26 protein-coding genes and 1 tRNA gene are annotated in these 24,283 nt (G+C 41.0%); 13 read left to right on the top strand and 14 right to left on the bottom strand.

All coding sequences use genetic code 11. The features are described 5' to 3' along the window. Positions 1–53 precede the first annotated feature (53 nt). The 4 genes from EJ995_RS11315 to EJ995_RS11300 all read right to left on the bottom strand — a co-directional run bounded on the left by EJ995_RS11315 (position 54) and on the right by EJ995_RS11300 (position 3,790). Positions 54–911, bottom strand: coding sequence for a zinc-dependent metalloprotease (locus EJ995_RS11315; RefSeq protein WP_126448507.1), 858 nt, complete (start codon positions 909–911; stop codon positions 54–56). A gap of 818 nt (positions 912–1,729) precedes the next feature. Continuing rightward, positions 1,730–1,805 (bottom strand) — tRNA-His (locus EJ995_RS11310). Positions 1,806–1,914: 109 nt separating this feature from the next. After that, complete coding sequence (gene bshB1, locus EJ995_RS11305) at positions 1,915–2,634, bottom strand: bacillithiol biosynthesis deacetylase BshB1 (protein WP_126448506.1); 720 nt, start codon at positions 2,632–2,634, stop codon at positions 1,915–1,917. Between the two features lie 4 nt (positions 2,635–2,638). Then, positions 2,639–3,790, bottom strand: coding sequence for a trans-sulfuration enzyme family protein (locus EJ995_RS11300; protein WP_126448505.1), 1,152 nt, complete (start codon positions 3,788–3,790; stop codon positions 2,639–2,641). Positions 3,791–3,965: 175 nt separating this feature from the next. Here EJ995_RS11300 and EJ995_RS11295 point away from each other — a divergent pair, with 175 nt between their 5' ends. From EJ995_RS11295 to EJ995_RS11280, 4 genes are all read left to right on the top strand, one after another. Next, positions 3,966–4,772: an MBL fold metallo-hydrolase gene (locus EJ995_RS11295; RefSeq protein WP_126448504.1), complete on the top strand. Its 807-nt coding sequence runs from the start codon at positions 3,966–3,968 to the stop codon at positions 4,770–4,772. Between the two features lie 192 nt (positions 4,773–4,964). After that, complete coding sequence (locus tag EJ995_RS11290) at positions 4,965–5,672, top strand: DUF547 domain-containing protein (protein WP_126448503.1); 708 nt, start codon at positions 4,965–4,967, stop codon at positions 5,670–5,672. 24 nt (positions 5,673–5,696) lie between these two features. After that, positions 5,697–6,581 (top strand): hypothetical protein, encoded by an 885-nt coding sequence (locus EJ995_RS11285; RefSeq protein WP_126448502.1) that lies wholly within the window; start codon positions 5,697–5,699, stop codon positions 6,579–6,581. Positions 6,582–6,655: 74 nt separating this feature from the next. Beyond that, a complete protein-coding gene (locus tag EJ995_RS11280; RefSeq protein WP_241234639.1) occupies positions 6,656–7,846 on the top strand; it encodes a BamA/TamA family outer membrane protein in 1,191 nt (396 codons plus the stop codon). Positions 7,847–7,908: 62 nt separating this feature from the next. Here the strand turns inward: EJ995_RS11280 and EJ995_RS11275 are convergent, their stop codons facing one another. From EJ995_RS11275 to trmD, 5 genes are all read right to left on the bottom strand, one after another. Further along, positions 7,909–8,322, bottom strand: a complete 414-nt coding sequence (locus EJ995_RS11275; protein ID WP_206482242.1) for a DUF2306 domain-containing protein — start codon at positions 8,320–8,322, stop codon at positions 7,909–7,911. Between the two features lie 90 nt (positions 8,323–8,412). Beyond that, positions 8,413–10,632, bottom strand: a complete 2,220-nt coding sequence (locus EJ995_RS11270) for an NADP-dependent isocitrate dehydrogenase (protein ID WP_126448500.1) — start codon at positions 10,630–10,632, stop codon at positions 8,413–8,415. 251 nt (positions 10,633–10,883) lie between these two features. Continuing rightward, the gene (gene rplS / locus EJ995_RS11265) at positions 10,884–11,237 is read right to left on the bottom strand and encodes a 50S ribosomal protein L19 (RefSeq protein WP_126448499.1); all 354 of its coding nucleotides are present in this window, start codon (positions 11,235–11,237) and stop codon (positions 10,884–10,886) included. A 125-nt stretch (positions 11,238–11,362) separates the two neighbouring features. Beyond that, positions 11,363–11,716 (bottom strand): T9SS type A sorting domain-containing protein, encoded by a 354-nt coding sequence (locus EJ995_RS11260; protein WP_126448498.1) that lies wholly within the window; start codon positions 11,714–11,716, stop codon positions 11,363–11,365. Between the two features lie 48 nt (positions 11,717–11,764). After that, positions 11,765–12,445: a tRNA (guanosine(37)-N1)-methyltransferase TrmD gene (gene trmD / locus EJ995_RS11255; protein ID WP_126448497.1), complete on the bottom strand. Its 681-nt coding sequence runs from the start codon at positions 12,443–12,445 to the stop codon at positions 11,765–11,767. 69 nt (positions 12,446–12,514) lie between these two features. On the opposite strand from trmD, the gene EJ995_RS11250 reads away from it, so the two are divergent. Beyond that, positions 12,515–13,072 (top strand): hypothetical protein, encoded by a 558-nt coding sequence (locus EJ995_RS11250; RefSeq protein ID WP_126448496.1) that lies wholly within the window; start codon positions 12,515–12,517, stop codon positions 13,070–13,072. Here the strand turns inward: EJ995_RS11250 and EJ995_RS11245 are convergent, their stop codons facing one another. From EJ995_RS11245 to EJ995_RS11235, 3 genes are read right to left on the bottom strand one after another with little or no spacing between them, the layout of a single operon-like run. After that, complete coding sequence (locus tag EJ995_RS11245) at positions 13,073–13,531, bottom strand: hypothetical protein (protein ID WP_126448495.1); 459 nt, start codon at positions 13,529–13,531, stop codon at positions 13,073–13,075. 11 nt (positions 13,532–13,542) lie between these two features. Continuing rightward, positions 13,543–14,004, bottom strand: a complete 462-nt coding sequence (locus tag EJ995_RS11240; RefSeq protein ID WP_126448494.1) for a hypothetical protein — start codon at positions 14,002–14,004, stop codon at positions 13,543–13,545. Between the two features lies 1 nt (position 14,005). Continuing rightward, on the bottom strand, positions 14,006–14,962 hold the full coding sequence (locus tag EJ995_RS11235; RefSeq protein WP_126448493.1) for a fasciclin domain-containing protein: 957 nt from the start codon (positions 14,960–14,962) through the stop codon (positions 14,006–14,008). A gap of 169 nt (positions 14,963–15,131) precedes the next feature. Between EJ995_RS11235 and mnmA the strand changes: the two genes are divergently transcribed. The 6 genes from mnmA (at position 15,132) to EJ995_RS11205 (ending at position 21,374) form a co-directional block, all read left to right on the top strand. Then, positions 15,132–16,310: a tRNA 2-thiouridine(34) synthase MnmA gene (gene mnmA / locus EJ995_RS11230; protein ID WP_126448492.1), complete on the top strand. Its 1,179-nt coding sequence runs from the start codon at positions 15,132–15,134 to the stop codon at positions 16,308–16,310. Between the two features lie 9 nt (positions 16,311–16,319). Further along, positions 16,320–17,897 carry a S8 family serine peptidase gene (locus EJ995_RS11225; protein ID WP_126448491.1) on the top strand — a complete coding sequence of 526 codons (1,578 nt, stop codon included), beginning with the start codon at positions 16,320–16,322 and terminating at the stop codon, positions 17,895–17,897. A gap of 93 nt (positions 17,898–17,990) precedes the next feature. After that, positions 17,991–18,944 (top strand): NAD(P)H-dependent flavin oxidoreductase, encoded by a 954-nt coding sequence (locus EJ995_RS11220; RefSeq protein ID WP_126448490.1) that lies wholly within the window; start codon positions 17,991–17,993, stop codon positions 18,942–18,944. Further along, entirely contained in the window at positions 18,937–19,569 is a 633-nt protein-coding gene (gene trhA, locus EJ995_RS11215) for a PAQR family membrane homeostasis protein TrhA (RefSeq protein WP_126448489.1), read from the top strand. Before EJ995_RS11220 ends, trhA begins: the two co-directional genes overlap by 8 nt. A 4-nt stretch (positions 19,570–19,573) precedes the next feature. Continuing rightward, positions 19,574–20,575: a glycosyl transferase family 90 gene (locus EJ995_RS11210; RefSeq protein WP_126448488.1), complete on the top strand. Its 1,002-nt coding sequence runs from the start codon at positions 19,574–19,576 to the stop codon at positions 20,573–20,575. Positions 20,576–20,621: 46 nt separating this feature from the next. After that, the gene (locus EJ995_RS11205) at positions 20,622–21,374 is read left to right on the top strand and encodes a class I SAM-dependent methyltransferase (protein WP_126448487.1); all 753 of its coding nucleotides are present in this window, start codon (positions 20,622–20,624) and stop codon (positions 21,372–21,374) included. Here EJ995_RS11205 and EJ995_RS11200 read toward each other — a convergent pair whose 3' ends face one another. Next, positions 21,375–22,043 (bottom strand): ZIP family metal transporter, encoded by a 669-nt coding sequence (locus EJ995_RS11200; RefSeq protein ID WP_126448486.1) that lies wholly within the window; start codon positions 22,041–22,043, stop codon positions 21,375–21,377. Beyond that, positions 22,040–22,891 carry a class I SAM-dependent methyltransferase gene (locus EJ995_RS11195; protein ID WP_241234638.1) on the bottom strand — a complete coding sequence of 284 codons (852 nt, stop codon included), beginning with the start codon at positions 22,889–22,891 and terminating at the stop codon, positions 22,040–22,042. The genes EJ995_RS11200 and EJ995_RS11195 overlap by 4 nt, the downstream gene beginning before the upstream one ends. Between EJ995_RS11195 and EJ995_RS11190 the strand changes: the two genes are divergently transcribed. After that, a complete protein-coding gene (locus EJ995_RS11190) occupies positions 22,890–24,038 on the top strand; it encodes a THUMP domain-containing class I SAM-dependent RNA methyltransferase (protein WP_126448485.1) in 1,149 nt (382 codons plus the stop codon). The two genes, EJ995_RS11195 and EJ995_RS11190, sit on opposite strands and share 2 nt — an antisense overlap. Positions 24,039–24,084: 46 nt before the next feature. Beyond that, a complete protein-coding gene (locus tag EJ995_RS11185; protein ID WP_206482241.1) occupies positions 24,085–24,261 on the top strand; it encodes a CAL67264 family membrane protein in 177 nt (58 codons plus the stop codon). The last annotated feature ends 22 nt before the right edge of the window (positions 24,262–24,283 follow it).

The raw sequence follows: 24,283 nt of genomic DNA, 5'->3' as shown, positions 1-24,283 counted from the left end.
GCCCTGATAGAAAAATCTATCAGGGCCTTATGAAAGCTATAAGTTACTTTATTCTAGTACATCGCTTGTAAAGCAGTGATGTCATTTGCACCAAATTCTCCATCTTCACCTTGACCGAAGCAAGCTAGCATGATAGAATTTGCGTCATAACCGCTAGGAGTACCACTTACTCTAATAGCACCTACACCAGCGCTACCTTCATTAGTGTTTTGTCCACAAGATGCACGTGAGAAGTAATCTGTATGACGGAAACCAACTGAGTGACCTATCTCATGAGTGATTACGTGCTCGTTAGTGTTAGTGTCATAAGAATCCATACCTCTATAAAGTTGTACAAATTTGTTAGGACGACCATTTGATGGGAATCCAGCAGATCCACCAGCACCAGCGTTGTTAGGGTTACGGTATATTACCATGTCCTTACTTTGATAGTCAGTACCAAAAGTCAAACGGAAAGTCAAAGAAACACCGCTCAATCTGTTATAATTGTTTACAGCCCATTGCAACGCAGTACGTTGTGTACTTGTAAGTGCATTGCTACCACCAGTGTAACCAATGATGTCAATGGTACGATTGCTACCAGTTACTAGGTTGTTGGTACGATATTGCTTAGCAAGATCATCAACAGCTGGCATAGCATCTATAGGAGCAAGTGCATAAAAATCAGTTGGTGCAAGAGCGATATCATCTTCAATAAAGATGCGCTCTTCTTTTGTACCATCAGGCAACATGAAGTTGTCAATCATAATGTCATCTGGGTGATATCCTATTTCTTCAGCATATTCTTTTGCTCTTTCAAGGTCAGATTTTTGCTCGATTTGATCAACGTTTTCATCTTTAGAACATGCAGTAAAAATTAGTGCGCATGCTGAGAGTCCAAGGAAAGACTTTTTTAATAATTGGAATTTCATTTTGGGTTTGTTTAGGGGTTAATGATTAAGTTAAATGGTTTAGTTCTGCAGAAGTCTAAATGTATGGGTTTTCTCACTAGACATGCAAGCCGTTTTTGATATTAATTTAACAATAAGTTGTTCAAATGTTTAAAATCGAAGTTAACAAACGGCTTTGATATACTGCTATCAGTAGAATTTAAGAGTAAATTTTGTTATTAAAACTAAAAGAGAAATTCGTGATATTTTAACATTTGGTAGGAGAATTACTACATAAAACCATCAATAAAATGAACTTTTTGACGGTGCTACTACAACGTTTTCGTGCTCAAAACGTCATATTACAATTTTAGGCTGATAAAAATGGAAGTGATTTAGTAGGGTAAAGACATTTTATCTGATGGAAATGCAAGTGGCTAAACTTGACTTCATAAAGTTTAGTTGGAAAAGAAACGAGCGATATGATTATCATTAATCGTTGGATCCAAATTCAAAAAGAAAAAGGTCGTTCTGTAAGGTCAGCATAAACTTTTCATCCCTTTTTTCATGCAGCAAAAATTCACCAAATTAAAAAAGGCCCTAGATTTCTCTAAGACCTTTTTAGGGTGGAAGACGGGATTTACTTCGACTGCGCTCAGCATAAACTTCTCATCCCTTAATGTATCGATATATAAGAGGCCAAAAATTAAAAAAGGCCCTAGATTTCTCTAAGACCTTTTTAGGGTGGAAGACGGGATTTACTTCGACTGCGCTCAGCATAAACTTCTCATCCCTTAATGTATCGATATATAAGAGGCCAAAAATTAAAAAAGGCCCTAGATTTCTCTAAGACCTTTTTAGGGTGGAAGACGGGATTCGAACCCGCGACTTCCGGCACCACAAACCAGCGCTCTAACCAGCTGAGCTACAACCACCATATCAATGTGAGTTTTATTAAAGTGGATCTCAAGATCATCAACCACTAGCTGTTAAGCGGATGCAAATTTACAGCATTTCTCAAAATCACAAATACTTTTACCATTATTTATTTGAGGTCAAATAGACTGTCTACCGCTGGATACCTCTCAGTAGTAAAACCTTCTGCATGATCAGTGCCTATCAATCTGCCTAGATTGGCGGCTCTATACCTTATAGATTCAAAGAAGTTATTACTACTTATAGGTGTTGCAGGCTCGTTATTGTCAGGATCAAAGAATTGCGACTTATAAGCTTTCACGGCATCCATTTTAGTTTCTAGATGACCCGTTATATCAACAACTATATCGGGAACGAGGTCTTTCCATTGTATGTAGTGATACACATTTTTAGGTCTCCACTGTTCTTGGTTCACGCCTTGATCGTCAAGGGTTTCAATTTTTCTCAAGCCAGATAGAAAACAGCTCACGCTTGTAAGGTCTGATCCTTTGGCATGATCTGGATGCCGATCTTCTACCGCATTGCAAATGACGATTTCTGGTTGATACTTGCGTATCATTTTGACGATCTCGAGTTGGTGTTGCTTGTCGTTTACAAAAAAGCCGTCTGCAAAACCTAGGTTTTCCCTTACTGCAACACCTAAAATTTTTGCCGCTTTAGTGGCTTCTTGATCTCGTATCTCTGGTGTTCCTCTTGTTCCTAGCTCACCTCTGGTAAGATCTACAATACCTATTTTCTTTCCTGCTGCAGCTTCCTTAGCAAGAACACCTGCACAACTTAATTCAATATCGTCTGGATGTGCGCCTATGGCGAGAATGTCTAATTTCATAAGATTATTTTCTGCTGTTTTCAAGAGCTTGCATGATGTCTTCTAGAAGTACTTCAAGTTCTTCTATTCCAGTTGAAAATCGTAGCAAACGATCATCGATACCTTGTTCTCTTCTTTCTTTTGCTGGCAATAAGCTATGAGAGGTCAAACGTGGTGATAAGATTGTAGACTCTACACCAGCAAGACTTAGCGCTGGTTTTATGACCTTCAAGTGATTCAAAAACTGGTCGTCGTCGATTTTTGAGCTTAGTACAAACGACATCATACCGCCGTAATAACGCATTTGCTTTTTGGCAATCTCATGCTGTGCGTGAGATTCAAGACCTGGGTAATTTACAGATTCAACATCTTGATTGAGCTCTAGTGCAACGGCTAGTTTGTGAGCGGTTTCAGACTGCTGCTTGACTCTTAATCCTAGTGTTTTTATGCTACGTTCTAATAAGTGAACGGTAACATCGCTCAGGCTACCGCCATAATTCTTGGCAGTTTTCCACAATCTGTCAATGTCCACCTGTGAGGCAGAAACCGTACCAGCACAAATATCGCTGTGACCGCCTAGGTATTTAGTCGCACTATGTATAATGATATCAATACCATAGTTTGCAGGATTCTGGTTGATAGGTGAGGCAAATGTGTTGTCGATGGCAGTTTTTAGGGAGTTAGCTTTCGCGAAAGCTGAAACAACCTCAATATCCACAACTTCTAACAAGGGATTGCTAGGTGTCTCGATGTAGATCATCCTAGTGTTTTCTTTGAGTGCGGTCTGTAAACTTTCTTCATCGACATGCTCAATCATGGTGTAGCTTATACCCGTGCGATCAAATTCTGCTGCTGCAAAATGTGCCGTGCCACCATAGATTGCGCGTTGTAGGATGATGTGATCTCCTTGTTTGAGAAACGCCATAAAAACGGCGCTTATCGCCGCCATACCGCTACCAAAGATTAGAGCAGCCTCGGTCTGTTCCAGTGCTGCCATTTTTTGAGCCAGCGCTACTTGATTAGGCGTGTTAAAATAGCGCGGATATAAATTTGTGCCCTCACCGCGATAGTCATATGTAGTCGATGTATAAATAGGAGCAGTGGCGCCGCCAAATGTAGTGTCCTTGAGATCACCGGCATGAACGCACACATAATTAGGGCTAGTAAGCTTGCTCATCTTGTCGTATTTACTGGCAAATCTATTGCATTTAAAATAAGTGATCGCTAGAGAATAGTTAAGACATGTGCATACCTGTATCCTAAATCTAGATCATAAAATGACGCTTGACATTTCTCAAAAGCTTAACATCGAGCCTGTTCCATGATTTTATCTTTGACCAATAAAAATGATCATGAAAAAATTACTCCTACTTTCCTTCTTGAGTCTGTCATTAATGGCTTGCAAAGACAACGCAAGTACTACGGAAGATACTACTGCAAATAACCAAACAGAAGAACAGCAAAGTGCTGCATCCAATGATGAGGAATACATACCGTCTATTGAGATTATGCCTATATCCCATGCAACTTTTGTGATGAAATGGGATGACCAGATTATCTACAATGATCCTGTTGGTGGAGCCACAGCATTTGAAGGTAAGCCAGAAGCAAATATCATTCTAGTAACTGATATTCATGGCGATCACCTTAATAAAGAAACTCTTATGGCAGTAGCCAATAAGTCCAATTTCTTATTTGCACCTCAAGCGGTAGCTGACCAACTGGGTGATGATTTAAAGCCAACGGTTGTCCTAAACAACGGTGACGTCGCTACCCGAAACGGATTGACTATTAAGGCCATACCTATGTACAATATTACCGAAGGTCGATTGGACAAACATGTGAAAGGACGCGGTAATGGCTATGTGCTGGAAAAGAATGGGTACAGAGTATATATTTCTGGAGATACAGAAGGTATTCCTGAAATGCGTAATCTTGAAAATATCGATAAGGCATTTGTATGTATGAACCTACCGTACACCATGGATGTAGAACAGGCAGCCGATGCGGTATTAGATTTTGCTCCTAAGGAAGTTATTCCTTTTCACTACCGAGGAACGGACGGTTTGAGCGATGTTGAGAAATTCAAGTCTCTTGTCAATCAAGGTAGTGATGCAATTGAAGTGACACTTATGGATTGGTATCCGCAGCGCGGCTAGTGAAATATTAAAATTAAAAACTAAACCGATGCTTTTATAGCGTCGGTTTTTTTGTGTCTTAAGACTAATTAATGGGTGGATAGAATTGAGTAAGGGAATAATCTATAACTATTTGGGATTTATGGTTTAATAAGAAACTTCTATGTCGCTCTAGATTTGTCATCAGCATTCAACGCTATTAAACTTATTACGATGAAAAATCTATTTGCATTATTATTTCTCATTATCGTCTCCAACTATGGTCAAGCTCAAACAGCATCCTTTTATGAAGATACCGATGCTTTCCTTAAGACTTATGTTTCTAATGGCAAGGTTGATTATGCAGCAATTAAAAAGGACCCTAGTTCATTGAACAAACTCATTACCCAAGCTGAAGCAATCAACGTTTCAAAAAGCAGCCCAGCAGATTATCAAGCCTTCTGGATCAATGCTTATAATTTGCACGTAATAAATGGATTGGTAGAAGCTTATCCTGTCAACTCACCACTAGATGTGAAAGGATTCTTTGACAATACCAAACGAGAGGTTGGCGGCGAGACTTTAACCTTGAATGACATTGAGAACAAAAAACTAAGAGAACAATTCAATGATGCTCGAGTACATTTTGTGCTAGTTTGCGGTGCATTGGGTTGTCCACCTATCATTCCTAATACTTATAAGCCAGATACGTTAGATAGGCAATTGACCGCTCAAACGAGTAAGGCGATCAACAATCCATCATTTATCAAAACCAAAGGGAAAAAGCTGCAGGTCTCACAAATTTTTGAGTGGTATGCCCAAGATTTTAATCAAGGTGAAAACACGACATTGACTTTTATCAATGCTTATCTCACAAATCCAGTTGATGAAAACACTAAGGTCTCTTTCTACACCTATAATTGGAAAATCAACAAGCTATAAACTAATCCACCAACCCCTTATATCATGAAAAATTTCATTCTATTAAGTCTTTTACTACTATCAGTTATTCCGTTACATGTCACCGCACAAGAGGATGATGCAGATCAGGAAATTCAAGGTTCTGTCATACAAACGCTAACTCCATCAAAGTTGATAGGTCAAGGTCAATATGACATCAAATGGTTCAACAACCTGTACACGCAAACAGAAAGCACCTTTACAGATGGTCGTGAGCCACGCCAGACCTTTTTTACATCTACCATCGAGGCCTACACTGGCGTTGGCAGTAACCGCCGTTGGAATGTAGGTCTGATTCTAGAAGCGCGCAGTAATGTGGTGAATGATAGAGGTCCGCTAGAAGTCTTTCAATTTGATGGAGAGCGTGGTACTGCTAGATCTGGGCTAACGTCCATCGCACCATCTGTCAAGTTTGTCCCATTTGCAAGCGTGAATAATTTTTCCATTCAGAGTTCCTTTTTCATTCCGCTAGTGGATAATGAAACAGAAGATGGCGTTTTCCTAGATCAAGACGGATATATTTTCCAGAATAGGTTTTTCTACGACTACAATTTTCCAGGCAACAAATGGCAAATCTTTACTGAGCTTAATACAGAACTTAGCTTTGGAGAAGATGAAGACAGCTTTGCAAACGATAGTTTGAATTTGACGCCAGGTGTTTTTGTGAGTTACTTTCCATGGTCAAAATTTACTGTTCTTGCGCTAGCACAACACTCGCAGCGCATTGATTTGGGGAATGATTTTGAACAGGATTTCACAGCATTGGGTGGTGGCGCAAAATACCAACTTACCGATGAGCTCAATATTGAGGCATTATACACTAACTTCATACGCGGAAACAATACCGGTCTAGGCGAGACCTTTAATATAGGTTTGCGATTGGTATTTTAAGCATTTTCTTTTTGAAGCTTGATTTAAGGCTCCTTGTCTTTCTCCTTTTATCCTCATCTGTTTACAGTCAGACTGTGGTAAAATTGCAATGGCAAGACCATAAAAAGAATAAGCTGTCTTATCTCAATACGCTTATTGAATTAGAAGTAGGTCAACAATTGGACAGCACCTTGCTCGAGCGAGATATGATCAGACTGCGTCGTGAGCCTGGTATCGCACATGCATATTACCAGGTATACGAACAGGATAATGGTGTGCGAGTGGTTTATGGTCTGCAAGAGAATTGGACCATCATTCCTTATGTCAACTTTTATACGACAAACGATGACGAGTTTGCCTACAGACTAGGCGTCACAGAATTCAACCTGCTAGGTCGTGGCATCGCAGCAGGCGTATTTTACCAAAAGGATATTTTTGATTCCTATGGTATCAACATCCGCGCGCCAATTTTATTCAGTAAGCATCTAGGACTTGCCATAGGCTATCAAGATTTTACCACACGGGAACCTGTTTTTTTATCTAATGGTGTTGCAGACTATAAATACAACAACACTAGCTATGAATTATCATTGCTGTATCAGATAAACCTTAGACATCGTGTCGCTGTAGGTTATAGTTTTTTCAATGAAGATTATGAGTATTTGCGTGGCGCTACCCAGAATGGAATTCCGCAAGATCTTGACGTCGATAAATCACTGGTAAAAGGAATTTACGAGTATAATGGACTGGATAATTATTACCAGTACATCAGTGGTTTCCGCAGTATTTTTAATGCGCAATATGTGATAAGTACCGATAGTGCTTTACCAGATTTTATTATTGCTCGCAATGACTTTCTTTATTTTACTAGAGTAGGCGAGAAAGGCAATTGGGCAAACAGGCTCAGACTAGGACTGGCTTCAAATGACGACTCGCCATTTGCTCCATTTGCAGTAGATAATAATTTGAATATACGTGGCGTGGGAAACACAATAGATCGTGGCACTGGTGCCATCGTCCTCAATACAGAATACCGACACACCGCATGGGAACGCGACTGGTTTGTCCTACAGACTAATGTATTTGTAGATGCAGGTAGCTGGCGCAATCCAGGTGGTCGTTTTTCAGATTTTGGCAGTAGGCAAAACATCAGGGTTTATCCTGGTTTGGGATTACGATTTATTCACAAGCAGATATTCAATACGGTATTTCGCATTGATTACGGTGTTGGCGTGACGCAGGATTCTACTCAAGGATTCGTCTTTGGTATAGGTCAGTATTTTTAAAGTCAAACAGTTTGTGATTATTATGCTTTCGCGAAAGCGTAATACATACAATCCTCACAATATTACCCAAACACTAGTTCATGCATGTACCTGCCAGGAACAAAAGTGAATCCACCTGCAATGAGCAAAGCGCCAATGTAGAGCAAAACCATCTTGCGTTTGTGAGCTTTGATGTTACCCTTGCGCACAGCAATCAAAGCGGTAGGCACTGTCCATAGTGTAAGCAGCGTGAACAAATGGATCCATCCAAAATGGTTAAACAGCGTTGGGCCTACCATAGCTGGCATAAAGATGGTGATGAGCGCTGTGATGAACATGAGACTCATATAGATTTTACCCAGCATCCTGTGCGTAGTAGTTCCTTTTGAAAAGGCTAGGAGATAAGCACCCAGAAACACACAGGGAATCACCGTGGCTAAATGAGAATACATCAAAAACTGATACCAGACTGGATACTCGATTGTAAGTAAGTGCATGATATTGAGGTTGGTTGGTACTTGAAATATAGCACAAAAAAATACCGACCTTTTTTGAAGATCGGTATTCTATGACTCTATAAATAGTGTTTACCCTATAATCGCATTAAGCGTTTCACTAGGTCTCATAGCTTTTTCTTCTTTGTCAGCATCTGGCATGTAGTAACCACCTATATCCATAGGCCTGCCTTGCACGTCAATCAATTCTTCAAGAATCTGAGCTTGATTTTTCTCAAGATCATCTGCTATCGACTTGAAGTAGCTAGCAAGATCTGTATCCTTGTTTTGATTAGCTAATTCCTGAGCCCAATACAACGCTAGGAAATAGTGCGATCCACGATTATCTAATTCATTTACCTTACGTGATGGTGACTTTCCTTCAGACAAGAATTTTTCAGTCGCCTTATCAAGTGCGTCCGCTATAATTTGTGCTTTATCATTGTCATACTTTTCAGCCAGATGTTCTAGTGAAACTGCCAATGCTAGGAATTCACCTAGAGAATCCCATCTCAAGTGATTTTCTTCTTGGAACTGCTGTACATGCTTAGGCGCACTACCACCAGCACCTGTTTCAAATAATCCACCACCGTTCATTAATGGAACGATAGAAAGCATTTTCGCACTAGTTCCCACTTCTAGAATAGGGAAGAGGTCTGTATTATAATCACGCAATACGTTACCAGTTACTGATATCGTGTCCTTGCCGTCTTTCATACGTTTCAACGTGCGTTCAGTAGCTTCAATTGGAGAAGCAATGCTAATGTCAAGCCCTTTGGTATCGTGATCTTTCAGGTATTTATTTACTTTCTTGATCAACTCAGCATCGTGTGCGCGATTTTCATCTAACCAGAAAATGGCTGGATCACCAGTCGCTCTAGCTCTTGAAACAGCAAGTTTTACCCAATCCTGGATAGGTGCGTCCTTGGTTTGACAAGCTCTCCAGATATCACCTTCTTTAACTGTATGTTCTAGAAGTACAGTACCATCTTGATCAACTACCTGTACTTTTCCTGCAGTCGGTATTTCAAATGTTTTATCGTGTGAACCATATTCTTCAGCCTTTTGAGCCATAAGTCCAACGTTGGGAACGGTTCCCATTGTGGTAGGATCAAAGGCTCCATGCTCTTTACAAAAGTCGATGGTCGCTGCATAGATTCCAGCATAGGAACTATCTGGAATTACTGCCTTAGTATCTTGAGATTTACCATCCTTATTCCACATCTGACCCGAATTCCTGATCATGGCAGGCATGGATGCATCAATGATCACGTCACTAGGTACGTGTAGATTGGTAATACCTTTATCACTATTTACCATGGCAAGATCTGGACGATAGTCCATCACGCGACGCAAAGCATCTTTAATCTCACTTCTTTTATCTTCTGGCAGTTCATCCAGTTTTGACAGCAAATCGCCAAATCCATTATTGACATCAACGCCTATTTTATTAAATTCTGCCTGGTATTCATCAAATACAGATTTGAAGAACGTGCGCACCGCATGGCCAAAGATAATCGGGTCGCTCACCTTCATCATCGTTGCTTTCATGTGTAGTGAGAACAGTACATCTTGCTCGCGTGCGTCGACAATCTGCTCTTCTAGAAAGTCCAGCAACTGCTCTTTACTCATATAGGTGGCGTCAAGGATTTCACCAGCCTTTAAAGAGAGGTTTTCCTTGAGTTTATGTACTGCACCTTTAGCATCTACTAATTGTATATCAACAGTCGTCGCTTTGTCGACTGTCACGCTTTTCTCATTATGTGCAAAATCACCTGAATCCATAGTAGACACGTGAGACTTTGAGTCTTTGCTCCAGGCACCCATGCTGTGCGGATTATTTCTAGCGTATTGCTTTACTGGTTTAGGCGCACGACGATCACTGTTTCCTTCTCTTAATACTGGATTTACTGCACTACCCTTTACGCTGTCATAGCGTTTCTTGATTTCCTTCTCTTCATCGTTGGATGGATCTTCAGGGTAATCTGGTAAGTCGTATCCTTTTTCTTGTAACTCTTTGATTGCAGCAGTAAGTTGTGGTACTGATGCGCTAATGTTAGGTAGTTTGATAACGTTAGCTTCTTCTTTTTTTACCAGTTCACCAAGTTGTGATAGGGCATCATCAACTTTTTTATCTCCTAATCTATCTGGAAATACCGCTAGAATTCTAGCAGCAAGCGAAATGTCTTTGGTCTCAATGGCGATGCCAGCAGGCTTGATGAATTTTTCTACAATTGGTAGAAACGATGCAGTAGCTAGTGCTGGTGCTTCATCGGTTTTGGTATAAATGATTTTTGGTTGCTGGTCTGACATATGTTGGGATATTTAATTTTAATTTAATTCAAACACGTGGTTTCACGCGGGTAACAAATATAATGCTTGAACGAGGTTTTAGCAGCCATTTTTAGGTAGCCTTAGCACTTTGGTAGCGCTTTGTACTGCTCATTTTGATTGTTAGTTGGAATTTTGTGATGTTAGCTTTCGCGAAAGCATAATTATCACCATCTACCCAACAAAAAAAACCGCTCGATAGAGCGGTTTTAAATATAAACGGTAATGACAGATTACTTTCTACGAGCCTCTTTGATACGGGCTTTTTTACCTGTAAGTTCTCTAAAGTAGAAGATACGCTTGCGACGTACGCTACCTGCTTTATTGACTTCAATTTTTTGAATAGCTGGCAAGTTCACAGGGAAGATACGCTCTACACCTATGTTACCACTCATTTTTCTAATAGTAAAGGTTTTAGTTTTACCAGAACCTCTCAATTGTAGAACCACACCGCGGAAGAACTGCGTACGACTCTTTTCACCTTCCTTGATCTCATAATACACCGTGATCGTATCACCAGCGCTGAACTTAGGAAACTCTTTTTTCTCAATAAACTCGTCTTGAACGAATTTTACTAAATCTGACATCTTAATAGATTTAATCTGTTAGGTAATAAAACAACATTCACGATTATCGTCAGAGGTTATTTTTTACGAGGTGCAAAAATAAGAAGATTATTTAAGCAACCAAATTTTAATAAATAATAAATGACTTACTGTACAATGAGTTTCTTCACAAAGTTTGAAGACTCTGTGTTCACTCTCAAGAAATAAATGCCTGATGCTAGCGTAGAAACATCAAACAATTGAGCCTGTTTATTGAGGCTGCGCTGCGCTCGATATACTTCCTTGCCTAAACTGTTGATGATCACAACATTCATAGTCAGGCTTTGCGCGTTAAGTATCTGGATTTTAAGCGTGCCATCCTTGACAGGATTATTGATTAGGCGCATGCTTTCAGGCTTTTGTGTATCAACGCTGGTAGTAATCACAACAGGTTCTACAGTCGCTGCATAACTTGCCACGCTGTAAAAGCTAAGAAGAAAAGAGAGTAAAAGTATTTTCATAATTACCTGATTAAAACAAAATTAAACAATATTGACTATTAATCGATATTAATTGTCAGTTAAAAGATCAGGTCTGCGCTTTTTTGTGCGTTCGTAGGCTTGATCCTCACGCCATTGATCGATAGCAGGTGTATTACCGCTGGTCAAGATTTCAGGAACCTCGTGTCCTTTATAATTTGCTGGTCGCGTGTAAACTGGTGGCGCCAGCAAATCATCTTGAAAACTATCAGTCAACGCACTAGTCTCATCACTAATCACGCCAGGAATTAATCGTATCACCGCATCACATAATACCGCAGCTCCCAGCTCGCCGCCACTCAATACATAATCACCTATAGAAATTTCACGAGTGATGAATAGATCACGTACTCGTTGATCAACCCCTTTATAATGACCGCATAGGATAATTAAGTTCCCTTTAGTCGATAAATGGTTGGCAATTCCTTGATTGAGCGTCTCACCATCGGGTGTCATATAGATCACTTCATCATATTCACGCTCGCTTTTGAGCTGTGAGATCATATTATCGATAGGCTCGATCATCATTACCATGCCAGCGCCACCACCATACTGGTAATCATCTACCTGGTTGTACTTATTAAGACCATATTTTCTCAAGTTGTGCATATGAACTTCTACCAGGCCTTTATCAACAGCACGCTTTAGTATAGAGGCCTCAAACGGGCTTTCAATCAATTCTGGTAATACGGTGATGATATCTATACGCACATTCAATATTTTGATGTAAAAATATGGTTTATCAAAATATGCTGTACTTTGTCATCGTTATTATTACTTATGAAAAAGCTATTTTTCTTATCCACAATGTTACTAGGTGTTCATGCAATGGCTCAAACAGCCGCTGGATTAATTCCTATTGATTATTACACACTATCCATATCTAGTAAGGAGGACATGGAAAGGGCTAGAAAGTCCTTGCAGCATCATGCTGTGATAAGATCCGTTCTATCTGACTCAACAGGAACTCCGGTTAAGGCAATAATTCTTGAAAAAGATGAAGTGGCTGGCATGCAGGCTGCCAATGTTTATAAGCTGGATGAAACTCTACCTAATGTCAAAGAAATCGTGCTATTGCGTTCGGAATTTATGGCTAACGATCGTTTTGAAATTGATCGATATTTATTTATGACTCAAGACAGTATTGTAGAGTTGCCATTATTGAGAAATGAATATTATGATGGGATTAATTATGTGCATGAGTTACGCTTTCGCGAAAGCAAAAACGGCAAAAGCCTCATAGACATTATTGTGAAGTCTCGTCAATTTGGACAGCCAGCTGTTAGAGAGCCTGTAATGACCTATTCATGGGATGGCGCTAAACTTGAAAAGCTCTAATCAGGCGACCATATCTCTCAATATCTTGAGATGATGATGTGTGTGAATGCCCAAAAACTTAATCGCCTTTTTCTTAGTCAATGACCCAAATAGCGGATGGTAAAAATGCTTATCGGCTTCCAGATCTTTCAATGTATTAACTTGCTGTCGTGCATTTTCAAAACGCTGCTCGATCACCGTTTCGGGAATGTTGCCTTTTTTTGGAGTAACATACTTGGGAGCGCGACCTTTTCCTCTAGGAATCCAACCGGTGGTCATAATCAGAAATTTGGTAAAACTATTTTTAGGTTTATAATCTACCGCGGTAGAAGAAGCCAAGGCCTGTGGCACAGCCTCAAGAATACGCAAGCAGTGATCCACATGCCAATAAATGCCACTTTTGGAAACTTGTGCCTTTGACAAATCACCCATTTGATAGAATTCTTGCAATTCGTCAATTTGTGCTTCTAGTTTTTTCATAGTAAAATGAGTCAGATCAGCAGCAAAATACGGTTTTTCAAACCGTTGACGACGTATTCGTCTTGCACTTTACCATTTTCCAATGCTTGCGCAATAGGTGATTCCATGCTAACGGCAAAAACTTCCATGCCATCTAGCTCAAGTTTTCCCAGCGCCGCCGATAAGTAAAAGATTCCTGCAGTGGTTTGCACAAGCGACCCACGCTGCGCTATCTCATGAGCAGTGCCAGGATCCAATTTGTTCAAGGCAGCTTGCTGTGAGTAATACTGTGCTCGCTGTGTTTTAAAAAGCTCTTCTTGATTTTGAATCATCGCCATACCAGTCTCATACTTGTCACCAGCACTACTTTTGGTTTCGCTGGTTTTTGCATGCATCAATTCTGCAAGATTTTGATTGATCAGCTTGATCTTATCTGCAACAACTTTTATGCATGCTTGATGGACTTTGTGCTTGATTGCTAGAGTAAATTTCATGTTACTCTGGTAGCAATATGTTGTCTAGCGAATGGATCACGCCATTAAAGGCAGTAATGTTTGTAGTCACAATCGTTGTGATGCGATCATTCTCATCAGCAATGGTAAAACCGCTGGACGTCGCCAGGAGAAAAGTACCATCGCCTAATGGACCAATGGTCGATCCATCCTCAAAGTCTTCAAGCCTTAAAGCGTTATCTCCTAGAACATGATATAACAAGATATCATCAAGATTATCCAGCTCTAGTACATCATCACTGTCTTCAAATCCATCTTCTTCATCCTCGTCAATAAATGCTTGAAAACCTGCGTCGCTAGGAGCAAAAACGGTGAATGGAGCACTAGCATCTTCTAGATCATCTAGGGTTACGGCAAGACCTTCTTGTCTCAAGCTTTCTTCTAGCAAGTCAAAATCGGGATTTGCCGCGATCAAAGTGACCACACTAGGTATATCAAGTACATCGTCGATTACATGTATCACACCGTTACTTACTATTTCATCTGCAAGAATCACATCTGCCTCGTTGTTGAGTCGCAAGTTGTCTTCTTCATCCTTTGACACAAACACGTCTAGTTGGTCATTATCAACAGTAGCTAGCGTTTTAAAATACTGAGATCCTAATTGATCGGTTGTTTTAACCTCATTCTGTATATGATATTGAAGAACGAGCGTCAGGAGATCCTCTGGTATAGAGTTGACACTACCAAAATTATTGGCCGCAAGAAATTGGCGGAAAGCATTATCATTGGGCGCAAAAATCGTTAAGTTATTACTGGTCTCAAGTGACTCGTCAAGACGAGTACGTTCCAGCGCTTGCAACAGTATTGTGTGATCTGGACTCTCGCTGACAAAATCAAGTGCGCTGGGTCCATTGATAACATTGTTATTATCGTCCTCATCGGTACAACTTATAATCAGGGAGAAAGCAAACAATAGGTATAAAAAACGCATCTTCATTCAACAGGTATTTAGGACTGGCAAAATAACGAATCTATGGCGCATCTATTGCCGTAACTAGGCGATTTTGTGACGAAGTTGTACTGGTCATAGAAACCAAGAAACTTCTCATAGTTAAATAAAATATACTCGTCAGCACAAAGATTTATAGTTGCGCTATTTTTGCAGCATGGCAAAGGTAGTAGTAGGACTTTCAGGTGGTGTTGACAGCAGTGTAGCCGCACATTTGCTTATCGAGCAAGGTCATGAAGTGATAGGTCTGTTTATGAAGAATTGGCACGATGACAGCGTGACCATAAGTGACGAGTGTCCATGGCTAGAAGATTCTAATGATGCCATGCTCGTCGCAGACAAGTTGGGCATACCATTCCAGACAGTCGATTTAAGCGAGCAGTACAAGGATCGAATAGTCAATTACATGTTTGATGAGTATGCACGCGGTCGTACGCCCAACCCTGATGTACTTTGCAATCGTGAGATCAAGTTTGACGTGTTTATGGATATAGCCATGAATCTAGGTGCAGACTTTGTTGCAACTGGACATTACTGTCAAAAAGATACCATCACCATTGACGATCAACAAGTTCACCGATTGATCAGTGGCGCCGATTCTAACAAGGATCAAAGCTATTTTTTATGTCAGGTATCACAGGACCAACTTGCCAAAACACTTTTCCCTATAGGTCATCTTCAAAAATCTGAAGTTCGTGAGATTGCAGCTTCCCAAGATTTGATTACCGCTGGTAAAAAAGATAGTCAAGGCCTTTGTTTTATTGGCAAGGTGCGCTTGCCAGACTTTCTACAACAACAATTGAAACCTAAAACTGGTGATATCGTTGAGGTTCCCGTATCCGTTAGCATGCACAAGAGTATGACTGGTAGTAGTGATGATGAGGTTGTTACGCTTTCGCGAAAGCGTACTTATGAAAAAACAGATGGACAAGTAAAAGGACAACATCAAGGTGCGCACTATTTTACACGTGGGCAGCGTCGTGGTCTTGCCGTAGGTGGTACGGTTGAGCCTTTATTTGTCATAGAGACTGATGTGGAAACCAATACTATATACGTAGGTCAAGGTAAAGATCATGCAGGGTTGTACCGTCGTGGACTGTTTATTGCACAAGATGAGGTACACTGGATACGACCAGATTTATCGATTATGGTAGGTGAGACCATGGATGTTATGGCGCGCATACGTTATCGACAAACATTAGAGCCGGCTACCTTACACCAGCGAGAAGAAGGTCTCTATGTGATCTTTGATAATGCGCAAAGCGCGATAAGCTCTGGTCAATTTGCCGCATGGTATCAAGATGGTGAATGCCTAGGTTCGGGTGTTATTGCTTAAATTACCGTTATGAAAAAGATCATATTTATAGTCACTACTTTGTTGCTGGTAGGAGAACTATCTGCTCAACAACTACATGCTTGGGTTTATTTTACTGATAAGCCGCAAGAGCAGGCATTCCTAGACAACCCAACCACCATGTTGACGCAGCGTGCGCTAGATCGCAAACAGCGCCACGGTATCACTCTAGACGAGCGCGATGTGCCTATGAATCAGACTTATGTAGCCACGATCAAACAACAAACGGGAATTGATTACCGTACCCAGTCCAAGTGGAATAATTGCGTGCACGTGGTAGGTCAGTTTGAGGATATCGAGGCGCTCAACAACCTAGATTTTGTAGAACGAGTAGATTATGCAGACCAAAGCAAAAGTGCTAGTCAAATAGAGCTAAATCAGTTCAAGGAAGATCTTGATCCACCGCTGGACTATGGTAGTGCTACAAACCAGATTGAGATGATTGCACTGGATGAATTGCATGATGCTGGTCACATAGGTACTGATGTAATTATTGCCGTGACTGATAGTGGGTTTCCTGGCGTGGATACTAACACAGCTTTTGAGCAAATGCGATCCAATCGCAATCTTTTAGGAGGTTATGATTTTGTGGATGGTGATGAGAGTATTTATGGTAATAACTTTCATGGCGCTAGAGTCTTGAGCATCATGGGAGCAAGTCGCGACACACAATTTGAAGGTAGTGCTCCAGATGCGTCTTATTATCTATATCGTACAGAAGATGAGACATCTGAAACTCCTGTGGAAATGAGTTATTGGGTTGCGGCTGCAGAGCGTGCAGACTCGTTAGGTGTTGATGTAGTAAATGTCTCGTTGGGATATTTACAGTTTGCCAATGATAACGAGAGTCTTACTTATGAAGACATGAACGGAAGTTCATTCATATCAAGAGGTGCAGAAATTGCCGCGGCAAAGGGATTGTTGGTAGTTACTAGCGCAGGAAACTTTGGTAGAGTAAATAGCTATCCATACATCGCCGCACCAGCAGATGCAGATGGTGTGTTTACCATAGGGTCTGTCACCGCAAATGAAAGTAAGTCCGATTTCTCTAGCATCGGGCCAACATTTGATGGTCGCATAAAACCAGATGTGGTGGCGCAAGGTAGCAGCACGATTTTGATTAATGAGAGTGATGATTTGCGAAGTGGCAACGGTACAAGTTATAGTTCACCAGTTATTGCTGGTGCTATGGCATCGCTGGTTGGCGCTTTTCCAGATAGAACACCCCAAGAATTGATGGAAGCCGTGCGACAAAGTGCCACTCAAGCAGATAATCCTGATAATCAGTTGGGTTATGGCATTCCAGATTTTGGTGCGGTTTTCAATACACTTTCAAATGATTTTGTCCAGCAGCCCAAAGATTTTAAATACTACGTGAGAAGTAATATTTTGACAATAGTCGCTGGCGATATTAGTGTGAGTAAGGTTTCTATCTTTAATTTGCAAGGACAACTATTACTAAACAATGCAACAGGGAAATCCTCTTTTGATCTCAATACTTTGTCTAGTGGTATTTATATCGTTGCACTGAACGATGGATTGAATTCCTTCAAGATCGTTATCGACTAAAGCTTTCAGGTAAATAGTTAGTTGTTCCGTTGACAAAGTTCCCTAATAAGTGAATATCACTGCTAGCAATAATTAGCCATTATCTTTGCAGCCATGAAAAATCCAATCACCCGACTGTTCAATATAAAATACCCAATCATTCAAGGAGGTATGGTATGGGCAAGCGGCTGGAAACTAGTTAGTTCAGTCAGTAATGCTGGCGGCTTGGGACTAATTGGTGCTGGATCGATGTACCCAGATGTTTTACGTGAGCATATCCAAAAAACCAAAAAAGCAACGGACAAGCCTTACGGTGTCAACGTTCCATTACTTTATTCAGATCTTGATGAGATACTGGACATTATCATAGAGGAGAAAGTACCAATCGTTTTTACGAGCGCAGGAAATCCTAAAAGCTACACACCACAACTCAAGGAAGCTGGCATTACTGTGGTTCACGTGGTGAGTTCAGTCAAATTTGCTTTAAAATCTCAAGAAGCTGGAGTCGATGCCGTCGTTGCGGAAGGTTTTGAGGCTGGCGGCCACAACGGCCGTGAGGAATCGACAACGCTAACTCTTATTCCACAGGTTTCTGAAGCTATTGATATACCGCTCATTGCTGCTGGTGGTATCGCCACGGGTAGAGGTATGCTGGCAGCCATGACACTGGGTGCCCATGGTGTTCAAATGGGCAGTCGTTTCGTTTGTACTGAAGAGGCGAGTAGTCATATAAACTTTAAAAAAGCTATCGTTGATGCCGGCGAGGGCGACACACATCTCACACTTAAGGAATTAGCACCCGTGCGGTTGATGCGCAATAAGTTTTGGAATGATGTTCAAGAATTATATAAGTCAAGTCCGTCAAAGGAAGATTTACAAAAATTACTAGGGCGCGCTCGTGCCAAAAAAGGCATGTTTGAAGGCGATATGGATGAAGGCGAACTTGAAATAGGTCAGGTCTCTGGAATGATCAATGATATTCTACCTGCCGCTCAGGTCATAGAGAATGTAGTAGCAGAATATGAGCAGGCCAGAAAGAAAATGATCACAATGGCAATAGATGTCTAGACCTCAAACGCTTAAAGAAGAACGCTGGAATGTTTACACGCATGGCTTTGGGCTTGCTGTATTTATAATTCTGTCTTTTTTTATGATTCCTAAGGCTATCGCAGATGGTCGTCCTAATTCGCTAATCGCAATAGGAGTTTATTGCTTTTCTCAGGTTTTTCTATACACCGCATCTACCTGGTATCATCATGTTCCCATGGGTAGATTGAAGAGGCGACTGCGAAAGATGGATCATATCTCGATCTATATAAGTATTGCAGGAACCTATACGCCCATATGTTTGTTGTCACTCAATGGATCCAATGGTCATTTAATTTTGATGATAAGTTGGGGTATCATGGCTTTTGGTACTATTTGGAAGTTGTTTTTGACTGGTAAATATGATGTTTTCAGCAGTTTGCTGTATCTGGTCATGGGTTGGCTTATCGTTATTGATTTACCTGCCTTGCGGGACGTATTTACTGATGCTCAAATGTACGCGTTGATTGCAGGTGGCCTGTTCTTCACAGTCGGCATCGTTTTTTATGCCTGGAGTAAACTGTATTTCAACCACGTGATTTGGCACCTATTTGTTTTGGGCGGTAGTTTTAGTCACGCAGTGATGGTATGGCTGGTGCTCAAGTAATTTTATGAATATTGTAAGTTTAAAAATCATGTTGGGTGATTTAGACAGGCTATCAGGTAAGTACAAACAGAGTAAGTTGCGATATTATATTAGTGCTTACGCTCAGGAATGGCTACCCGATTTTTCTAGAAGAAAATCCTTTCAAGTTATTTTTGATTCTTTAGATCAAACCACGCAACAACAAGTTCTAGCTCGTATCAATTATTATAATAAACTTGATCAACCGCGGGAACTTATCAATCCGATATCGATTGCAGATTACTCACGACCCAAAAAGCAGAAGGTCTATTATTTTGATCTCAAAAAGCATTTAAAAACTTTTGATCCTAATCTCGAGTTTCTCGTAGAACCTGGCGATGTAACCACTGTGCCCGATCAAGCTAGTTTTGTAAAAACCAGACCTATTCAAGTACCTCACGAGAACTCCGTTTTGATGAAACTTAACGCGGTTAGGCATTTTAATTTTGTCGACAGCGATAGGAAATCATTTACACAGAAACAGGACCGGCTGGTATGGCGTGGCAAGATGAGAGCGGCACAACCACATCGAGTGCAGTTTGTCCAGCAGTATTTTGATAGTCCGTTGTGTGATATAGGCAAGGTAAATAAAACCGCCGACTTTGAGGAGTTTCTAAAACCTAGAATGACTATTGAACAACAGTTGGATTACAAGTTTATCCTATGTATTGAAGGTAATGATGTGGCCACTAATCTCAAATGGGTGATGTCCTCAAATTCCATTGCCGTCATGCCAAAACCTAAGTATGAAAGCTGGTTTATGGAAGGCACCTTGATTCCTGATCATCATTATATTCTGATAAATGACGATTATTCCAACCTCAATGAACGCTTACAATCCTTTATCGATCATGCCGATAAAGCTGCTCAACTTATCAAAAACGCTCATGAGCATGTGAGGCAGTTTCAAGATAGAAAATTGGAGCAACTCATTCAGCTGGGTGTGGTAAATAAGTATTTTGAAAAAACAGGTCAATCACAATCCTAATATAAATTTGAAGTAACTGATTCATCGTTCTCACGACCAACAGAGTATGAAATACTTCAAATACATCTTTTCATTAATATTTTTAAGCTTCTCGCTCACAAGCTGCAAAGGACAAACCCAAACTACTGACTCTACTCGGTCAGACGAACAAACCGAAAGCTCTCAAGACTACGTCTATAAATCAGGCAGCATCAATGGTATAGGCAAGTGGTACATGGGTCGTGAGATTGCGCATGTCATGGGATTTCAAGGCATGGAATGGCTGGAGCGTCCAGAAAGAGAACAAGAAGAAAACACATCCATCCTGCTTGAAAACATGAACATTCAGCCAGATGATAACATTGCAGATATAGGCGCTGGATCTGGTTATCATGTGTTTAAAATGGCACCACAGGTACCTGAAGGTAAGATCTATGCTGTCGATATACAGCCAGAGATGCTGGCGGCGATGAATTACAAAAAAGAAGAAAGTAACATTGAAAATGTAGAGCTAATCTTAGGGTCAGAGAAAAGCGTGAATTTGCCATCCAACTCTGTCGATAAAATTTTGATGGTAGATGTGTATCATGAATTCAGCTTTCCGGTAGCGATGATTGCGTCTATGCGCAAGGCCTTAAAGAAAGATGGCGAGATCTATCTCATTGAATATCGCGGCGAGGATCCTCAAATTCCTATAAAGACAATTCATAAAATGAGCGAGGCTCAAGCCGTGAAAGAGTTCAACGCCAACGGATTCAAGCTCAAAGAAAATATTGATCACCTACCATGGCAGCATTGCATGGTGTTTGTCAAGAAATGATTAAATCAAAAAAGCCAGTGCAGCACCTAGAATCATCGCAAGCAATTTGGCAAGGTTGAACTTGTGACCATCGCTCGACTCAAGAATGAGCGTGGTAGATACGTGCAAGACGATACCTGCAACTATTGCCTTTATAGGCAACATGACTTCTTGCACCCAGCCTATTTCTGCAGCTAGCAGTGTTCCTAGTGGCGACATAGCCGCAAAGATGCTCATTACAATGAATATGCGTACAAAACTGGCCTTATTTGCTATCAAGAATGCCGTAAAAATAAAGGCGATGGGCAGTTTGTGAACGGCAATCGCATAAACCATGCTATCGTTGGATTGCAATGGCATTCCTTCAAGAAAAGCATGCAAACACAAACTTAAAAATAGGGCATAAGGAAAAGCACTTACATTTTTATCGATGTGCAAGTGTCCATGTTCCGCGCCTTTTGAGAAGAATTCAAGAATGATCTGGATAAAAACACCAGCGATAAGGTAGATGCCGTAATCAACCGAGCCTTCTGTGTAGATTTCAGGTAGGAATTCTGTAGCGACCGCACTTAGCAATAACGCACCAGAGAATGCCAGTAGCAATTTCAAGCGCTTTCTAGAGATCTCACGCACTTGCCAGGCAAGCAAGGCGCCAGCAACAACTGCTAGAAATGTGAACAGGTAATTCATGACACAGCGATTTTAAAAACCAGTATCAATCGTGGTGATGTTTCTTGATCAAAGTCAGCTAATTGATAATCGCCAAAAGTGTGTACCAATTCGAGACTAGCAGTGTCGAGGTAATTCAAGAAATCCTCCTGAGTCAATGCACTCACGCGCTCGGTAAACTTATAGCGCTCGCCGTCGTCTTCAAACTCTATGTCCTTGAAGATAAAACCATCCTCAAACCTACGTGATTGCTTGAACATGATGCCGCGCACTTCTTTCTCATTATAAGGCACAAGATGCTCTATCACGTGATGCGAATTGAAAAAATCAATCACTCCATATCCATCAAGCTTCAACATCTTCTTGATGCTGCTTACAGTTCTTTGATTATCCTGTGGATCGTCAAAATATCCAAAACTGGTAAAGAGATTGAACACCGCATTAAAGGTATCAGTATAAGGCACCGTCATATTGTGTACGGCAAACTTGATGCGATCCAATTGCAGCGAGGATTGATCAGGCTCGTCCAGTTCTAAGTGTCCTTCTTTGATGTTTTTTAATCTCGCTTTCGCGAAAGCTATACTACTCTCACTCAAATCTACACCAGTCACATCATAACCCAGCTTGTTCAAATACATGCTGTGGCGACCACGACCGCAGGCAAGATCCAGGATTTTGGCACCTTGAGTCAACTCTAATTTATCAGTGAGTTGCTGCATGAAATCAGCGGCTTCTTGATAATCACGATCCTTGTACAGCATGTGATAGTACGGCGTGTTAAACCAGCTGGCATACCAAGTTTTAGAGTGCTGCGCATCATCCATAGGCCACAAAAATACCTTAATTTTGCCGCTCAAATCTGCCTGCATGTCGCAAAATTTTAAGATGATTGCCAAAACGCTTTTTGGCCTTGAAGAAGTACTGGAAAAAGAGCTAAGAAACCTGGGCGCGATGGACATCAAACCTGGCGTGCGCATGGTAAGCTTTTCTGGTGATCAAGGCTTTATGTACAAGGCAAACATGATGCTGCGCACGGCGATCAGGATTTTGAAACCCATACACAGTTTCCGCGCTCGCAATGAGGTGGATTTGTACGACGGCATTTACCAGATGGACTGGAGCGAGTACTTGACGCCGCACGATACGCTGGCTGTCAACGCCACGGTTTCTTCTCAATATTTCAATCACAGTCAGTATGTTGCCTTGAAAACCAAGGATGCGATTGTGGATCAGATACGCAATCAATCGGGTAGGCGACCAGATGTGGATACCAAGCATCCAGATTTGCGCATATCTGTTCACATCAATGATCAGACAGTCGATGTATCGCTGGACACCAGCGGTGAGCCATTATATAAACGTGGCTACCGTGAAAAAACCAACGTCGCGCCAATCAACGAGGTGCTAGCGGCTGGAATTATTTTGCTGAGTGATTGGGATCAGCGATCGACTTTTATTGATCCTATGTGCGGTAGTGGTACCATAGCGATTGAGGCAGCCATGATAGGCGCGAACATCGCACCCAATATCAATAGGCCAGAATTTGGCTTTGAAAAATGGCCAGACTATGACAACCAGCTCTTTGAGAATATCCAGGAAAGTTGCTTGAAGAAGATGCGTGAGTTTGATGGCAAGATCATCGCACGTGATGCCGATGGTTACACTATTGAAAAAGCAAGGGAAAATGTAAAGAATGCCAATCTTACTGATTTTATTAGTCTAGAGAAAGGTGATTTCTTTAGAGATTCACAAAGTGCACAGGCATTTCTCATGTTTAATCCACCGTATGATGAGCGACTGGAGATCGATATGGAGGCTTTTTATAAAGAAATAGGCGACACGCTCAAGAGCAGATATGCCGGTAGTACCGCATGGCTCATTACAGGTAATCTAGAAGCCTTGAAACATGTAGGCCTAAAAACCAGCAAACGTATTAAATTGTACAACGGTAAACTTGAGGCTCGACTAGTGAAGTATGAACTATATCGCGGGTCAAAAAAAGTCAAAACAGACTAGACCTGACCACCTTATATTTGATAGATTAAATGGATAGATTATGGCGATGAATAAAAACGGAGTGTTAGGATGGGCAGTGCTCATCATGATTATTATAGGACTAGGCTTGATCGCACTAGGCGCCTTTAGATATAGAGACGTAGCGGGTTATGGTTTTGCCGCGGTGGGCATCGGATTTTTTGCCATTGCATGGGTTTTCAACGCCCTTAAAGGTAGAGTGTAGGTGCAGCGCAGTATCAAATTTA

It is taken from the genome of Nonlabens ponticola, assembly GCF_003966335.1.
Classification (GTDB): domain Bacteria; phylum Bacteroidota; class Bacteroidia; order Flavobacteriales; family Flavobacteriaceae; genus Nonlabens; species Nonlabens ponticola.
This window is presented reverse-complemented; position numbering and strand designations above follow the sequence as displayed.

Bases quoted from the DNA above. Each gene is read 5' to 3' on its own strand.
- EJ995_RS11315 (WP_126448507.1), bottom strand. From the start codon at position 911: ATGAAATTCCAATTATTAAAAAAGTCTTTCCTTGGACTCTCAGCATGC.
- bshB1 (WP_126448506.1), bottom strand. From the start codon at position 2,634: ATGAAATTAGACATTCTCGCCATAGGCGCACATCCAGACGATATTGAA.
- EJ995_RS11300 (WP_126448505.1), bottom strand. From the start codon at position 3,790: ATGAGCAAGCTTACTAGCCCTAATTATGTGTGCGTTCATGCCGGTGAT.
- EJ995_RS11295 (WP_126448504.1), top strand. From the start codon at position 3,966: ATGAAAAAATTACTCCTACTTTCCTTCTTGAGTCTGTCATTAATGGCT.
- EJ995_RS11290 (WP_126448503.1), top strand. From the start codon at position 4,965: ATGAAAAATCTATTTGCATTATTATTTCTCATTATCGTCTCCAACTAT.
- EJ995_RS11285 (WP_126448502.1), top strand. From the start codon at position 5,697: ATGAAAAATTTCATTCTATTAAGTCTTTTACTACTATCAGTTATTCCG.
- EJ995_RS11275 (WP_206482242.1), bottom strand. From the start codon at position 8,322: ATGCACTTACTTACAATCGAGTATCCAGTCTGGTATCAGTTTTTGATG.
- EJ995_RS11270 (WP_126448500.1), bottom strand. From the start codon at position 10,632: ATGTCAGACCAGCAACCAAAAATCATTTATACCAAAACCGATGAAGCA.
- rplS (WP_126448499.1), bottom strand. From the start codon at position 11,237: ATGTCAGATTTAGTAAAATTCGTTCAAGACGAGTTTATTGAGAAAAAA.
- EJ995_RS11260 (WP_126448498.1), bottom strand. From the start codon at position 11,716: ATGAAAATACTTTTACTCTCTTTTCTTCTTAGCTTTTACAGCGTGGCA.
- EJ995_RS11250 (WP_126448496.1), top strand. From the start codon at position 12,515: ATGAAAAAGCTATTTTTCTTATCCACAATGTTACTAGGTGTTCATGCA.
- EJ995_RS11245 (WP_126448495.1), bottom strand. From the start codon at position 13,531: ATGAAAAAACTAGAAGCACAAATTGACGAATTGCAAGAATTCTATCAA.
- EJ995_RS11240 (WP_126448494.1), bottom strand. From the start codon at position 14,004: ATGAAATTTACTCTAGCAATCAAGCACAAAGTCCATCAAGCATGCATA.
- EJ995_RS11235 (WP_126448493.1), bottom strand. From the start codon at position 14,962: ATGAAGATGCGTTTTTTATACCTATTGTTTGCTTTCTCCCTGATTATA.
- mnmA (WP_126448492.1), top strand. From the start codon at position 15,132: ATGGCAAAGGTAGTAGTAGGACTTTCAGGTGGTGTTGACAGCAGTGTA.
- EJ995_RS11225 (WP_126448491.1), top strand. From the start codon at position 16,320: ATGAAAAAGATCATATTTATAGTCACTACTTTGTTGCTGGTAGGAGAA.
- EJ995_RS11220 (WP_126448490.1), top strand. From the start codon at position 17,991: ATGAAAAATCCAATCACCCGACTGTTCAATATAAAATACCCAATCATT.
- trhA (WP_126448489.1), top strand. From the start codon at position 18,937: ATGTCTAGACCTCAAACGCTTAAAGAAGAACGCTGGAATGTTTACACG.
- EJ995_RS11210 (WP_126448488.1), top strand. From the start codon at position 19,574: ATGAATATTGTAAGTTTAAAAATCATGTTGGGTGATTTAGACAGGCTA.
- EJ995_RS11205 (WP_126448487.1), top strand. From the start codon at position 20,622: ATGAAATACTTCAAATACATCTTTTCATTAATATTTTTAAGCTTCTCG.
- EJ995_RS11200 (WP_126448486.1), bottom strand. From the start codon at position 22,043: ATGAATTACCTGTTCACATTTCTAGCAGTTGTTGCTGGCGCCTTGCTT.
- EJ995_RS11190 (WP_126448485.1), top strand. From the start codon at position 22,890: ATGTCGCAAAATTTTAAGATGATTGCCAAAACGCTTTTTGGCCTTGAA.
- EJ995_RS11195 (WP_241234638.1), bottom strand. From the start codon at position 22,891: ATGCAGGCAGATTTGAGCGGCAAAATTAAGGTATTTTTGTGGCCTATG.
- EJ995_RS11185 (WP_206482241.1), top strand. From the start codon at position 24,085: ATGAATAAAAACGGAGTGTTAGGATGGGCAGTGCTCATCATGATTATT.